The sequence below is a fragment of the Marinobacter litoralis genome (assembly GCF_003336705.1).
In the GTDB taxonomy this organism is placed as follows: Bacteria; Pseudomonadota; Gammaproteobacteria; order Pseudomonadales; family Oleiphilaceae; genus Marinobacter; species Marinobacter litoralis.
The window spans coordinates 865044-879709 of sequence record NZ_QMDL01000002.1 but is presented as its reverse complement, the minus strand read 5'-3'; the positions used below and the strand labels follow the sequence as shown (position 1 = coordinate 879709).

At 55.7% G+C, this 14666-nt stretch carries 13 protein-coding genes; 5 read left to right on the top strand and 8 right to left on the bottom strand.

Translation table 11 applies throughout. From position 1 onward, the window contains the following. Window positions 1–29: 29 nt before the first annotated feature. The 5 genes from DOQ08_RS09635 to DOQ08_RS09615 all read right to left on the bottom strand — a co-directional run bounded on the left by DOQ08_RS09635 (window position 30) and on the right by DOQ08_RS09615 (window position 7468). The gene (locus DOQ08_RS09635) at window positions 30–1325 is read right to left on the bottom strand and encodes a pyridoxal phosphate-dependent aminotransferase (RefSeq protein WP_114334671.1); all 1296 of its coding nucleotides are present in this window, start codon (window positions 1323–1325) and stop codon (window positions 30–32) included. A gap of 109 nt (window positions 1326–1434) precedes the next feature. Further along, window positions 1435–2751, bottom strand: coding sequence for a substrate-binding domain-containing protein (locus DOQ08_RS09630; protein ID WP_114334670.1), 1317 nt, complete (start codon window positions 2749–2751; stop codon window positions 1435–1437). Window positions 2752–2823: 72 nt separating this feature from the next. Further along, window positions 2824–3135, bottom strand: coding sequence for a DUF3301 domain-containing protein (locus DOQ08_RS09625; protein ID WP_114334669.1), 312 nt, complete (start codon window positions 3133–3135; stop codon window positions 2824–2826). Window positions 3136–3290: 155 nt separating this feature from the next. Beyond that, window positions 3291–6371, bottom strand: coding sequence for an efflux RND transporter permease subunit (locus DOQ08_RS09620; protein ID WP_114334668.1), 3081 nt, complete (start codon window positions 6369–6371; stop codon window positions 3291–3293). Then, complete coding sequence (locus DOQ08_RS09615) at window positions 6371–7468, bottom strand: efflux RND transporter periplasmic adaptor subunit (protein WP_114334667.1); 1098 nt, start codon at window positions 7466–7468, stop codon at window positions 6371–6373. Before DOQ08_RS09615 ends, DOQ08_RS09620 begins: the two co-directional genes overlap by 1 nt. Before the next feature lie 357 nt (window positions 7469–7825). Between DOQ08_RS09615 and DOQ08_RS09610 the strand changes: the two genes are divergently transcribed. Then, entirely contained in the window at window positions 7826–8341 is a 516-nt protein-coding gene (locus tag DOQ08_RS09610) for a DnaJ domain-containing protein (protein WP_114334666.1), read from the top strand. A gap of 1 nt (window position 8342) precedes the next feature. Here the strand turns inward: DOQ08_RS09610 and DOQ08_RS09605 are convergent, their stop codons facing one another. Further along, window positions 8343–9146, bottom strand: a complete 804-nt coding sequence (locus tag DOQ08_RS09605) for a secretin N-terminal domain-containing protein (RefSeq protein ID WP_227537568.1) — start codon at window positions 9144–9146, stop codon at window positions 8343–8345. A gap of 368 nt (window positions 9147–9514) precedes the next feature. Here DOQ08_RS09605 and DOQ08_RS09600 point away from each other — a divergent pair, with 368 nt between their 5' ends. Continuing rightward, window positions 9515–10567: a 3-deoxy-7-phosphoheptulonate synthase gene (locus DOQ08_RS09600; protein WP_114334665.1), complete on the top strand. Its 1053-nt coding sequence runs from the start codon at window positions 9515–9517 to the stop codon at window positions 10565–10567. Here the strand turns inward: DOQ08_RS09600 and DOQ08_RS09595 are convergent. Beyond that, entirely contained in the window at window positions 10512–11183 is a 672-nt protein-coding gene (locus DOQ08_RS09595) for a LysE family translocator (protein WP_114334664.1), read from the bottom strand. The two genes, DOQ08_RS09600 and DOQ08_RS09595, sit on opposite strands and share 56 nt — an antisense overlap. Window positions 11184–11319: 136 nt before the next feature. On the opposite strand from DOQ08_RS09595, the gene DOQ08_RS09590 reads away from it, so the two are divergent. After that, a complete protein-coding gene (locus DOQ08_RS09590) occupies window positions 11320–12759 on the top strand; it encodes a dihydrolipoyl dehydrogenase (protein ID WP_114334663.1) in 1440 nt (479 codons plus the stop codon). A gap of 19 nt (window positions 12760–12778) precedes the next feature. Here DOQ08_RS09590 and DOQ08_RS09585 read toward each other — a convergent pair whose 3' ends face one another. Then, a complete protein-coding gene (locus DOQ08_RS09585) occupies window positions 12779–13054 on the bottom strand; it encodes a DUF2061 domain-containing protein (protein ID WP_114334662.1) in 276 nt (91 codons plus the stop codon). A 224-nt stretch (window positions 13055–13278) separates the two neighbouring features. Here DOQ08_RS09585 and DOQ08_RS09580 point away from each other — a divergent pair, with 224 nt between their 5' ends. Next, the gene (locus tag DOQ08_RS09580; RefSeq protein ID WP_114334661.1) at window positions 13279–13752 is read left to right on the top strand and encodes a Dps family protein; all 474 of its coding nucleotides are present in this window, start codon (window positions 13279–13281) and stop codon (window positions 13750–13752) included. A 243-nt stretch (window positions 13753–13995) separates the two neighbouring features. After that, the gene (locus DOQ08_RS09575; RefSeq protein ID WP_227537566.1) at window positions 13996–14640 is read left to right on the top strand and encodes a DUF2057 domain-containing protein; all 645 of its coding nucleotides are present in this window, start codon (window positions 13996–13998) and stop codon (window positions 14638–14640) included. The last annotated feature ends 26 nt before the right edge of the window (window positions 14641–14666 follow it).

The window sequence follows — 14666 nt, the reverse complement described above, 5'->3', positions numbered from 1 at the left end:
TGAGGGTGCCAGTCTAGCATGCTCGAGCGTTACAGGCTGTTCAGCCACTTCTCCATTTTGTCCATGGCGAGCACGATGCGAGGGCAGGCTTTTTGGACGAATTCATCACCCAGTTCCTGATCGGCGTAATCGCCGCCCGCCAGAGCCAGCGACTGTGCGCCGTCAAAATCGACAAACGCCAAACGCGCACCCATGTGGTCCGGCACAAAACCGAAATCACTGGAGGGGAGGATGGCCACGCCGGTATCTTCCAGCAACGCTGAACAGAATGCCTGCGAGGTTTTGATGTCTCGATTAGCCAATCGTTCGCTGAAGCCGGAAAAATCCGGGAACACGTAAAACGCACCTTCGGGCTTTTGCACGATGGCACCCATGCCGCTCAGGCGGGAATGAACGTATTCGCCCACCACTTTGAGCACCCGGCGAGACTGGTTCAGGTATTCGTTGATGTCTTCGCCGCCATTAAAGGCCGTGATCGCCGCGTACTGGATGGGGGCCGCCGTTGAAGTGAAGGTCTCGCTGGCAATGATTGCCATGGCCTCTTGCAGCGGGCGCAATTCGGGCGGGAAGATGAAGGTGCCCAAACGCCAGCCGCCGGCACCCAGCCACTTACTCATGCCGGTGCTGATGATGGTGCCTTCCGGGTAGTAGCGGGCAATGGATTTGTGCCGGCCTTCGAAGTGTACTTCGCCGTAAATTTCATCCGACAGCAAGATCAGGTTGTACTTGCGGGCCACGTTGGCGATCGCCAGCAGCTGGTCATCGGTGTAGGTGCAACCGGTCGGGTTGGACGGGTAGTTCAAAATCAGGATGCGCGGGCGCGACGGGTCGTCCCGGCAGATGATGTCCAGTTCTTCGGCGGTCAGCTGCCAGTTGTTCTCGGCGTGGGTAGGCAGCCAGTGCACCGAGCGGCCGATGATGCGGGCCTGCGGCGCATAGGAAACCCAACTCGGGCGAGGAATCAGCAGGTCACCGTAGTAGGCCAGCTGCAGGATGAACAGCAGTTCTTTGGAGCCCGGGCCGATCAGTACGTCTTCCCAGGTGGAACGCATGCGCTCATTGCGGTTGATGTAGCCGGAGATGGCTTCACGCAGGCCTTTGAGCCCTTTTACGGGAAGGTAGTCCTTCTCGTGTGCATGCTCTTTGAGCGCCTCTACCACCCGCTCCGGAACCGGGAACGGCGATTGTCCCAAGCCCAGCTTGATGATGTCTTTGCCTTCAGCGCGCAGTTGGTTGCTCTGCTCGTTGATGCGAAGCGTAGCCGAGGGCTGAATGCCCCGGACGTTCAGGTTGATCGCAAAGAGATGGTCTTTTTTGATGTCCATTGTTCCTGTCTGCTGTTGGGAGGTGACAATGGCAGTATAGGCCCGCGTAACGGGCCTGTGTTTGCTATTAGCGTAGGCATTTGCCGCTACGCCAAACAGCGGACTTTCATCACCGGGATTTTATCCACACTTCCACCCGGCCGTTGCGCTGATTGCCTGAGCCGCCAACGGGCATGTAGTGGCCGTAACCGGTGTAGGACACATAGGGAACGCCTGCATGATTCAGTGCTCGCCGTACCGACAGGGCTCTCAGTTCGGAGATCATTTGGGCACGTAGCTCGTCGCTTTGGGCATCGGCAAAACCGATGAGTAGCAGGTCGTCAGCAGAGCGTTTGTGCTGCTGCAAATAGTGTTTCACGCGCAGCAAGTCCCGGTGTGCTTTGTTATCGAGTTTGGTGCGGCCTTCCGAGAATCGGAAGTTGACCGTCAGGCGCTGGTAGCTTTGGGTCAGGCGTTTGAAGGTCTCCGGCACGGAGTCGTCAAGCTCGGGTTTTACGGCGATCGGGTTTTGGGAAATAAAGCCGGAGGCCGCCACCCGACCTTGGCCCTCGGCGCTGAGTGCATATTCAATCAATCCTTTGGCCAAGTCGGGGGCTTGTTCGCCCAAGGTGTACATGAACAACCGGCGGGACAGCGGGTAATCCTCGCTGGCGACCGTGAGCTGGTTAGGTTTAAGAGCCGGGGCATCACCGTCAGAAATCGCGAGCAGCTTGCTGTTACGAACAGAGGCTAATCCGGCAAAACCAATGCTGTAAGGGTCCCGGGATACGTCATCGGATAGCTGATCGTTGGATTCGTATCGAAGTGCTGAATCATGCAGGGGGGCAGTTTTATCGAGCACCAACGTCTTGAAGGTATCCCAGGTGCCAGAGCGGTCGTCTCGCGCATACAGGCGAATCGGGTTGTTGCTACCACCGATCTCTGACCAGTTTCGGATCTGGCCGCTAAACACTTTGCGCAGCGTTTCAATGCTCATCTGACTGATCGGATTAGATTGATGGACCAGAATGGCGAGGCCGTCGATGGCAATAACGTGCTCGCTGGAAAGTCCGGTCAGGTCTGCAATATGGCTGACTTGCTGAACTTCGCTTGCTCGTGCCGGACGGGAAGATGCCCAGATATCGGCCTGGTCGACGGCCAGGGTGCGAAAACCCGTGCTGGAGCCATGGGCGGCGACCCGTACGGACAGTTTTTTGCCTTGTTGGCGGGCGACCAGGATTTGTTCGTTTTCGCGGGATGTGGACTGGCGGGCAACCTTTCCGTTGGTCAATTGCTCCAGATAACCTTGTACCAATGATGGCGCCAAAGTGGCACCGACGGTATTGGAGCCATGAATCTCCAGGTCATGGGCCGACGCCAGTGAAGGTAACGTCAGTACCGAGCAGAGGAGAAAGCGAAATAAAGAAAATCGATAAGGAACAGCCATTTAAAAGCACCCATGCTGGAAATTGCGATAGCGGTAGGATGCTACAGAAATGTGACATTTGTGTTTCAAGTGTCAGAATTTATGGGGTTCCAGTTCCATCTGAATGATTTTGCGCCCGAGCATGATTATGCGGCCGGTATAGCGCTCTTCGCCGGTAGTGGTGAAGTCAAACAGAAACCGGCGCCAGACCCGAACGCTGCCGGTGTCGTCTCGTTTGAACCAAAGGCCTCTGAGAAACACAGCGTCATCCAGCAGCATTACGTCCATGGTTTTGCAGTAACGGCGAGCGGCATCGAGGACGAAGTCTTTGATGGCTTTGGCTTGCCACCAATACCATGCGGCAAAGCCTGCAGTGAAAAGCCAGAAGAGAGTTCCGAGAGTCAAAGTGCTGGCGGCCCTGTTGGTGATTTGGGATGAACGGTCAATTGGACCGCTAAAGCGCCAGACTACCTTATTGCGTCTGTTCGGGGAATTGTTGCGGGGTAAAGCGTTTAGCCACCACCCAAAGCAATCAGCTTAGGTGGTGGCTAAACATTCGGTCAGCTACTGCTTTTAGCGACCTCTTTTTCATCGTTGTATTCGTCACCGGCTTCGCTGTGATGATCACGAGCCAGCAGGATGTAGAACGCTGGCAGCACGAACACGGTGAACAGGGTGCCAATGCCCAGGCCGGCGCTGATGGTCAGGCCAATGGCGAATCGGCTTTCTGCGCCGGGGCCTACTGCGATCAGCAGCGGCACCATCGCAAAGATCAGAGCCAGTGAGGTCATGATGATCGGGCGCAAGCGAATGGCTGCCGCTTCGACCACGGCCTCGACCTTGTTCAGGCCTCGCTCTTTTTGCAGCTGGTTGGCAAATTCCACGATCAAGATGCCATTTTTAGACACCACCCCGATCAGCGTGATCAGCCCCACCTGGGTGTAGATGTTCATGGTGGCAAAGCCAAGCACGATAAACACCATGGCACCGGCCACCGACATGGGCACAGACACCAGAATGATGATCGGATCGCGCCAGCTTTCGAACTGAGCCGCCAGCACCAGATAGATCACCAGCAGCGACAGGAAGAACGTCACTACCAGCGCACTGCCTTGATTTGCCAGCTGCCGTGAGGCACCGGTGTAGTCAAAGCTGAAGCCTTGCGGGAACACTTCATCGGCTGTTTGCTCAATGAACTCCATGGCGGTGCCTGCAGCAACGCCCGGCATCACCACGCCTTCCAGCGTCAGCGAGTTTTGCTGGTTGAACTGGGTGCGGTTCGACGGCTCTACTTCTTCGGTGAAGCTGGCTACGCTGGATAGCGGGACCAGTTCGCCGCTGCCGGTGCGAATGTAGTAATCGTCCAGCGATTCCTTGCTCGGGCGGAACTGGTCATCCACCTGCGGGATCACCTGATACGAACGGCCTTCCATGTTGAAGCGGTTGATGTAACCGCCACTGAGCATGCTGGACAGCGATTGCCCGACTTCCTGCATTGACAGGCCCAGATCGGCAACGCGGTCACGGTCGATGTGAATTTTGGTGACCGGCTTGTCGAAGTTAATGGACTTCTTCAGGAACATGAAGTTGCCGCTCTGCATGGCTTTGCCCAGGATTTCATCGGCCACCTGGTCCAGTTGCTCGTAGGAGCCACCGGTACTGATCACGAACTGGAACGGCAAACCGCCACCGGAACCCGGCAACGAAGGCAGCGGGAATACCGCGGTCTGCAGGCCGGTGACTTTCTTCAGTTCGGCATCGAGCTTTGGCTGAACCTCGAATTGGCTGACTTCACGTTCACTCCAAGGCGCCATTTTGAAGCCGCCAAAGACGGCGTTCGGGCTGGTAATGCCTATGATCATGAAGTCCTCTTTGTACCCGGGCAGCTCCGACATGCGGTTTTGTACTTCCTGACCGTGCTCAAGCAGATAGTCCAGGGTAGAGGTTTCGGGACCAAGGCCCTGGTGGAACAGGATGCCCTGATCTTCGGTTGGAGCCAGTTCGTTTTGACTCATCATCTGCATGAAGTAGATGGAACCCAGCACCACCAAAGCGAAGAAGACGACCACAGATTTGGTTTCCATCAACGACGACAGTGCCGCTTTGTAGCCATTGGCTATGCCGTTGAAGAATTTCTCGACGAACTGTTCAAACTTTCCGGGTTCGCCGTGAGGCTTCAACACCTTGGCGGACAGCATCGGTGAGAGTGTCAGGGCGACGATGCCGGAAATCACCACGGTGCCGGCCAGCGTGAACGCGAATTCGGTGAACAGCGAGCCAACCAGCCCGCCCATGAAACCGATAGGCACGTACACCGCCACCAGTGTGGTGGTCATGGCGATAATGGGGGTGGCCATTTCACGAGCGCCGTTAATGGCGGCCTCGAAGCGGGACTCACCTTGTTCGATGTGCCGGTGAACGTTCTCCACCATGATAATGGCGTCATCCACCACCAGACCGATCGCCAGAACCATCGACAGCAGAGTGAGCAGGTTCAGAGAAAAACCGAATATCAGCATGATGAACGCGCCGCCGATCAGTGAGAGCGGCACGGCAACGGACGGCACAACGGAAGCGCGGATGGACCCCAGACACAGGAACACCACCACCAGTACGATGATCATGGCTTCGATCAGGGTGCGTACTACCTCGTTGATGGAGTCTTCGATGAAGTCCGAGGCGTCATAGGCAAGGCGCACACCCATGCCACTGGGCAGCTGGCTTTCAATGTCGGGCAGTTCGGTTTTTACCAGATCTGCCACGGTCAGCGGGTTGGCACCCGGAGCGATTTCGATAGCGACGTAAGTGGCGGGCTGGCCTTTATACAGCGCAATCTGGTCGTAGGTCTGTGAGCCGAGCTCAACACGGGCGATGTCCTGCAGGCGAATCAGAGAGCCATTGGACTGCTTGACCACCAGATTGCGGAACGCATCCGGGTCGGCAATGTCGGTGTCACTGGTCAGGCTGACTTCGGTGTATTTGCCCCGGGTTTTACCCACAGCGGCCTGATAGTTGTTGGCTCTGAGCTTGGCAGCAACTTCGGTGGGCGTCATGTCTACTGCGGCCAGACGCTCGGGGTCCAGCCATACCCGCAAGGCAAAGGTTCGGCCCAGCAGCTGGGCTTTACCGACGCCGGGCAGCGCCTGCAGTTTCGGCTGCACAACACGGGTCAGGTAATCGGTAATTTGCGGGACATCCAGCTCGGTACTGTAAAACGCGATGTACATCAGCGCGGTGCTGTCGCCGGTGGTGGAGGTAATGACCGGGTCCTCGGCTTCTGCCGGCAGCACGTTACGCTGACTGGCCACCTTGGCTTGGATTTCCGCCAGAGCGTCGTTGGCATCGTAGTTCAGTTCCATCTTGGCCTGAATGGTCGATACGCTTTGCGAACTGGTGGAAGTCAGGTAGTCGATACCACTGGCTTCGGCAATGGCCTGCTGCAGTGGTGTGGTAATGAAACCTTTGATCAGGTCCGAGCTGGCACCGGGGTAGGCCGTAGTGACGGTTACCGTGGTGCTTTCCAGTTTCGGATACTGGCGGATTTCCATTTCCATGGCGGCCCGGGCACCCACCAACAGGATCAGCAAGCTGACCACTGTGGCCAGAACCGGCCGATGGACGAAAATGTCGGTGAAACGCATTATTCAGACGCCTCCTTGCCGGATTCGTCCTGAATCTTCACGCGCTGGCCGGCACGCAGTCTCAGCAAGCCCTTGGAAACCACGGTTTCACCCGCTTCCAGGCCCGATGTGATGGCGGTGCGACCGTTTCGAACTTCACCCGTTGTTACCGTGCGGCGCTCGACGATCTGATCGCCGTTGTCGTTTTCGGTTACAACAAACACAAAGTTACCGTAGGTGTTGTAGGAAATGGCGGTACGCGGAAGCGTGACGACCTTGTTGTCTCTGGGCTGGCCCGTCTGAATGGTTGCGAACATACCGGGGCGCAGCAGGTGATCTTCGTTGTTCAGCGTGGCCCGAATCCGCACGGTGCGGGTTTCCGGGCTAACCGAGGTGTTGATGGCGCTGACTTTCCCTTCAAACTTGTGCTCCGGCACGGCGGCAACTGTCACCGATACAGGGAAGCCGCTTTCCACGTTGGCCAGATGCTTCTCGGACAGGGTGTAGTCCACGTAGATGGGGTCGAGCATATTCACTTCGACAATCGGGCTGCCGGTGGGCAGGTATTCGCCTTGATTGACCATACGAATGCCGAGCCTGCCATCAAAAGGCGCCCGAATAATTTTCTTGTCGCGCTGCGCTTGCGCTTCGTTGACGCGAGCACGAGCGGCGTCGTAATTCGCTTTTGCCGTATCGTATTGAGACTGGGACACTGCGCGCTTGGGCAGCAGGTCGGAGATACGTTTGAAATCCTGGTCTGCCAACTGCGCTTCGGCCCGTCGGGTGCGCAAGGCCGCTTCATCAATGGCGGCATCCAGTTCGATTAGAATGTCGCCTTTCTTGACGTTGTCGCCGGATTCGAAGTTGATGGTTTTGATGACGCCGGGCACTTCGTTGGAAACAGCAATGCCGTTTACAGCTTCAATGCTGCCGACGGCCTTGATAGAGGGCTGCCAGTTCTCGGTGGTCGATTGGGTTACGGAGATGATTGCCGGTGGTTGTGGCTGTGACAGCATCTCTTTCAGTTGGCCAAATTGCATAAATTTGTAGCCGAAGATACCGCCGAGGACGAGACCTAGAAAAACGATGGCGATGACAAAACGGGATGCGGTGCGCATAGATGAGTTCCTGGGGCTGGTTTCCTGATGCGTATTCCGTCGCCAATACTAAGAAAAGCGAAAGCTTGTTATGGCGAGTTAAGAACTGATGACGATTGCTTATAGATAGACACAAATGGCCAGCAAACGTAGCGGGTAGCATGCTACAAAAGCTACAGTGTTTTGTCATTAACTTGGTTGCATTAAAAGACCTTTTTTAAGGGTAATTACGGTCGTATTCAATAATATTAGGCCTATTTGATTATTTTGGTGTCAGATGCACAAAATTGATTCGTGCGTGAGGGGGCTGAACGCAGTACATTGGCCCTCAAACCGTGATGCGATGATCCGTGAGCCGGGACAGGAGAGGATGAAACCATGCAGCTGATATTGGGCCTGGCCCTGGCCGCTGCGGTCTTTGTGGTGCTGAAAAAGTGGGGTGCTTTGTCTCCGCAAGGGCAGAAAGCCGCCATTTGGAAAATTGTGCTGGTGGCGGGCGGCGCGATGCTGCTGTTTATGGTGCTGACCGGGCGAGTGCATGTTTTGACCGCGGCGGTGGCTGCGCTCATTCCTTTATTACGTAAGCTGCCTGTACTGCTCCGTTATGCGCCCTTGTTTCGAAAAATGATGGGTGATTCGTCGGGGGCCCAAAACGATGGGGCCTATGGCCCGAATGGCGCGTCGGCCGGCCACAATGCTTCAGCCCCCGGAACGATGTCAGAACAAGAGGCCTGCGACATTCTGGGTGTGCAACCGGGGTGTTCACGGGATGACATAGTTACAGCTCATCGGAAACTCATGCAGAAACTGCATCCGGATCGCGGCGGCAATGATTATCTGGCGGCCAAGCTGAATGAGGCTCGTGATCTGCTATTAGGCAAGCGCAGCGCCTGAATCAGGGGAGAACGTCCACTTTGACTTCCACGGATTGGTTGTCGGCTTGCTTGCCGTTGGCGCGATAGAGAATGCCTTCTCGCTGGTGTGTTGCCTCAGTGCGGGTGCCGCCAAGTTCAACCCACTGCCCGGGTTGAACCCGGCGTATGGTTACCAGCGCTTCGGTTTCATAGCCCTCTAGCGCGGCCGGATCTTCCTCGAAGGAAACAATGTTCAATTCTATGGCTTGATCCGATATGGCTTGTGGGCACACCACGAAGCCACTTCGGGTTTCGACCTTTTCCAGAATCACCGCAGGGTTACGGCCACCTTGAACGGCGAATGGCAAGCTGCGTACATTACCCGAGGTGATGTGCGCCGACTGGCCGTCCTGAACAATCAGCTGGCGTGTCGTGTTGGTGTTTGTGCTGTAGGTGCGGCTTTGCACACTGGCGTTTGCTTTGTTGTTGGAAATGCTGACGCCTGCTCCTGATCGCTTGCCGCCGATGTCCTGCCGGTAGCGAACGCTGATGCGCATTTGAACCGGTGGTACGTCCATGGTGTTCACCAGCGTACCGATTTCATCCAGCAGGGCCGGTTCTCCCCGTACCACCAATTGCAGGCCTCTGGCTGTTACGGTAACGGGTGCCTGTTGGTAAAGTGCGCGGATCTGTTGGGAAACATCGTCAGCGGTCCGGTTCTTCAGCTGATAAATGCGGGCCTCGGGTTCAGCCTGAACCGTGGCAGCAAATACGGACAGCACCATCAGGCAGGCTATCCCGAGTGCTGGAAAACGGGCGAACCGGCGCAGTTTTACGATATTCATTCAGGCCTCCAGTATCCGTTCAGCCGGCAGTAGGCGAAAAATTAATCAGAATTGCCGGTTGCCAACCCTAAAACCGTGGGTATATAGTAAAAAGCATGAAGACTCTACACGCAGCCTGTCAATTGAATGTTCTGAAAGCTTTCGGTGAAAACCTGAAGGCCGCAGGTTCTGCTGTGTATTTTTGGTGGTGTGGTTATGGCTTTTATTTTAGCCAGAGCTCGGGCCGCCCATAAGATCTTCATCGACCGAATTTAGCGAGGAAGGCAGCCCGGCAAACAACCCAGGCTGCCACCGGACTCAAAAAGCCCCGACTGGTAGCCCAGCCGGGGCTTTTTTGATTCTGACTTAGGGAAAACGGGAACACGGATATGAACATGCCTCTGAAAACTGAAACGTTGGACACAGTATCGTCGACCACTTGCCAGCCTCGCCAGGAAGCGAAGCTGCCGACCGCCAATGAGCTGCGCCAACAGTTTCCTGCCGGTGAGCCGCTGACCCGGGCCATTGCCGGCTACCGAGAGCAGATTCGCAATGTGCTGAAGGGTGAAGACCCGCGCACGCTGATCGTTATCGGGCCTTGCTCGATTCACGATGAACAGGCGGCGTTGGATTACGGCACCAAGCTGAAAGCGCTCGCGGATGAGGTCAGTGACCGGTTCCTGATTGTGATGCGCGCGTACCTCGAAAAACCTCGCACCACGGTGGGTTGGAAAGGGCTGTTGTACGACCCGGCTCGCACCGGTGCGGGTGATCTGAATCAGGGGTTGGTTCGTTCCCGTAAATTGCTGTTGGCTCTGTCTGAGTTGGGTTTGCCGCTGGCGACCGAGGCGTTGAGCCCGTTCATGATGGATTATCTGGGTGACTTGGTGAGCTGGACGGCCATCGGTGCTCGCACCACAGAATCCCAGATTCACCGTGAACTGGTCAGCGGCTTGCCAATGCCGACCGGCTTCAAGAACGGTACCGACGGTGGCGTGGCCGTGGCGATCAATGCCATGAAATCTGCGGCGCACAGCCATCATCATATGGGTATTTCCCACTCGGGAGCACCGGCGATGATTACCACCGCTGGAAACCCGGATACCCATCTGGTTCTGCGCGGCGGCCGAGGCGTGACCAATTACGATGAGACAAGCATTGCCCGGGCGGTGAAGGAATTGCAAAGCGCCGGTGTGTCAGCGTCCGTGATGGTGGATTGCAGCCACGATAACGCCTGCAAACAGGCGGAACGGCAAGTAGAGATTGCCCATGAGGTGATGGCTCAGAAGCGCAACGGCAACGCCCACATCAAAGGGTTGATGCTGGAAAGCTTCCTGGCCTTCGGCCGCCAGGATGACGGCGAAGACCTGATTTACGGGTGCTCGATTACTGACCCGTGCCTGGGCTGGGAGCAGACAGAGGCTCTGATCCGCTCACTGTAGAGAACAGGAGCTGCCCGGCCAGCAGCACCAGAATGCCGCCCATGACCCTGTCCAGCCAGTGTCCGAACCGGTTGAAACCCCGGCGGACACGGGGGTGGGTAAAGAACAGCGCCACCAAGGTAAACCACAAGCCGGTGGCCACCGCCATATAGAGGCCATAGCCGGCCTGAAGCAACACGGGTGTGTCCGGGTTGATGACCACGGAAAACAAGGACACGAAAAACAGAGTCGCTTTCGGGTTAAGCACATTGGTTAGAAAGCCGAGACGGAACGCAGCCCAGCCGGTTTGAACCTTGCCATTTTTCGTTTCCACATGAACACCGCCGGGCTTGGCGCGCAGGCAATGCCAGGCGATCCACAACAAATACAGCGCACCCACAATCTTCAGCACGGTAAACAGCATCACCGATTGCTGAATGATCAGCCCGATGCCCAGCAACGAATAGCCAACGTGCAGCAAAATGCCTAGCCCGATCCCGACGGCACTGAGCAGCGCATTCCGGCGTGATTGGGTGATGGCCTGGCGCAGCATCACCGCGAAGTCTGGCCCGGGGCTGGCCACGGCCAACAGGTGAATCAACGCCACGGTAAGAAATTCCAGCCAGTAGTTCTGCACCTGTTGTCCCCATCTTAGTGAAAGCCGAAAGCATAGGCGGATTTTTTATCGTTTTCACCTGTCATGAGTCAATATGCTTCTATACTCGAAGCGTAAGTTATAGAAAAGTCAGCGAAATGTTGTATGAGGAGGCCTGATGGAAAAGCGTCAAGTAGATGTCGCCATAATTGGTGCCGGCACCGCGGGCATGGTGGCTTACCAGCGGGCACGTAAGAAAACCGACAAGGTGTTGTTGATCGAAGGCAAGCAATACGGCACCACCTGTGCTCGTGTGGGCTGCATGCCCAGCAAGTTGCTGATTGCTGCTGCCGAGAGTGCGCATAACGCCAGCCAGGCTGGTTTGTTTGGTGTGCAGGTTGGTGATATCAAAATTGATGGCCGGCAAGTGATGGCGCGAGTGCGCAACGAGCGTGACCGGTTTGTGCAATCGGTGGTCCGGTCCATGGAGAACCAACCGGAGGAACAGCGGCTGATGGGGCACGCGCGTTTTGCGGGCCCGCACCGTTTGATTGTGGGTGAACACACCGAGGTGGTCGCTGATCGAATTGTAATTGCCACGGGGTCACGGCCGAATGTCCCCGGCATGTTTACCGATGCGAAAGATCGCTTGGTGGTGAACGACGACATTTTCAGCTGGGACGATTTGCCGGAATCGGTTGCAGTGTTTGGCCCCGGTATTATCGGACTGGAGTTGGGGCAGGCGTTAAGCCGGCTAGGCGTTCGCGTTCGTTTGTTTGGCGTGCGAGGCGGCATTGGCGGCATCCGCGATGAAAAAATCCGAGACTACGCTCTGAAAACCTTCGGTGACGAGTTCCCTGTGAGCGCGAAAGCTGATACCAAGCGAATCGAGCGCACAGAAGAGGGCGTGAAGATTACATGGGTAGAGGGCGGTAAAGAGCATAAGGAGTCGTTTGAGTATCTGCTGGCTGCGACTGGGCGACGGCCGAATATCGATAACCTCGATATTCAGAATGCGGGTATCGACCTGGATGACCGCGGTATGCCAGACGTTGACCCCAACACCTTACGTTGCGGTGATAGCCATATCTTTTTGGTTGGAGACGTCAACAACGAACGACCTCTTTTGCACGAGGCGGCTGATGAAGGCCGCATTGCGGGCGATAACGCAGGCGGCTGGCCAGACGTTCGAGCAGTAACGCGAAAAGCCTCGATGGGGGTGGTGTTTACGGATCCTCAGATTGCCTCCGTTGGCTTGAGCTACCAGGATGCAGACAAAAAGTGCCCGGGCGGATTTGCGGTTGGTGAAGTCAGTTTCGAGAACCAGGGCCGCAGCAAGGTGATCGGTAAAAATCGCGGTTTGTTGCGGCTGTATGGCGAACACGGCAGCGGCTTGTTTCTCGGTGCCGAGATGTTCGGCCCGGCAGCAGAGCACATTGCGCACTTACTGGCGTGGTGTGTGCAAAAACGCATGACGGTTAGCGAGATGCTGGCCATGCCTTTCTACCACCCGGTGATTGAAGAAGGCTTGAGAACAGCGTTGAAAGATCTTCATTACAGCCTCGAGGAAGGTCCGCAAGCGGTGGATGAGTGCATGGACTGTGGCCCGGGCAGTTAGCCCGGGGTTGGCGGCGGGGTCAACCGTGTTGTGGGGTGGGCTGAAAGCGACTTTTAGATGACGTGGTTGAATTCCCGGTGTGGCGTGCCCACATCTTTTCATGGAAGAAGTAAGCAACCGTGTTGATGGCTGGCTCCACCATGGCAATCAATCCGCCGATCAACAGGTCGCCGGTTAACAGGTAAGCGACGGAGAAGGCGACGGTAAAGTGAGTGATCGCAAAGGTGATGGTTTTCAGCAGCGATGGATCGACACTTTGGCCGTGATTGTGAACATAGTGCTTTAAAGCGCTCATGACATTCTCCGCGAGGATGAAATTGATAAAGCCATTACAGAGTAAATGAGAATTTATCGCAAATAGAATGTGTTGGCGAAGCTGATAGCGTTGCTCTATAGCTAGCCTGTAGAGGGCATAATTAAATGCTATCGATGCGATTAGAGAACTAAACTTCAATGCGTAAACGGATGGGCTTATTGTCTTAACTATCCCAAGCCCAAAATAAAACCAGGAGGTTCATCATGGGTAAGAATTTTATCGGTCTTGATACTGCACAAACTCAGAAGCTGGCGGATTCTCTGAACGGGCTTCTCGCGAACTACCAGATTTTTTACATGAACGTTCGCGGTTACCACTGGAACATCAAGGGCGAGAACTTCTTCGAATTGCACGCGAAGTTCGAAGAACTGTACGACGACCTGCTGCTCAAAATTGACGAGATTGCTGAACGCGTTCTGACTCTGGGGCACGTTCCGGCTCACGCTTACAGCACATACATTGAGCAATCAGAAGTGGTTGAACGTAAGAACGTTTCGGATGGCAAAGAAGCCGCTACGAACATCGTGGATAGCTTCAGCAAGCTGATTTCAAAGCAGCGTGAAATCCTCAGCCTTGCCGGTGAATCTGACGACGAAGGTACATCTGCACTGATGAGCGATTACATCTCAGAGCAGGAAAAAACAGTCTGGATGTACCGGAGCTACCTGGGTCACTAAACCCGTATAGGCAACGGCATCTCAAATGGCGGCTCTTGGAGCCGCCATTTTTTTATCTGAGCACTTATCATTTTAACGTCCAATAAACCGCGCCTTAGAGTGCGGTTTTATTCTTTCTAGGTACCGGGTAATAAAAACGGCCTGTCCATAACGCGTTGTAATAGCGCTGTCATACCCCCCCTCCATAGTGTCATTCCAGTTGATTCAACACCGTTACCGGTGACCACTCATTGGATTCAGAGCGTGACGAGATATACCCGTATTACCCATTTGATGATTGCTCTGCTGCCATTGCCAGCTCTGGCTGAGGTACAGCTGACGCTTGGGCCTTGTGTAAACGTGCAGGCAGTGCAGAGCAGTGAACAGACCGCGTCCTCCGGCCAGACCCTCACGTTGGCTGACGGCACTCAACAGTTGGTGGTGGAGTGCGCCACCGAAGTCGGCCGGGAGGAAATTCTGGAAACCAGTGATGCCTTTGTTATCCGCTTCCGCGCTGAGGATGCCGGACTGAGGCTGAGTGCTCCGGAAATCGATACCCGCAATGGCATGGAGAGTTTCAATCTGCAGGGCAATTGGCAGCTGACGGATGATCAGGGCCGAGCGGTAGCGTTCACGACCGATGTGCTCGAGAAAGAGGGCTTTCAGCTGGTGCGGGACTATCCACGAGAGCTGGCCGCGTACAACCGGTCGGGCGCTGTTGCGGCAGTAGCTGTGGGAGCACGAACCGCCGGTGCGGAACTGCAAATAAGCCAGGAAGGATTGTTGCGGGATCCGCACGCCGATGCGGATCAGGAAATGGTCAGCAGGATGCTGCGCTACTGGTATCTGAAAGCCGACGAACAGACTCGAAAAGAGTGGGATAGCTGGGTCGAATCCGGCAACCGATAAACACCAAACCAAAAATGAAAATGGAG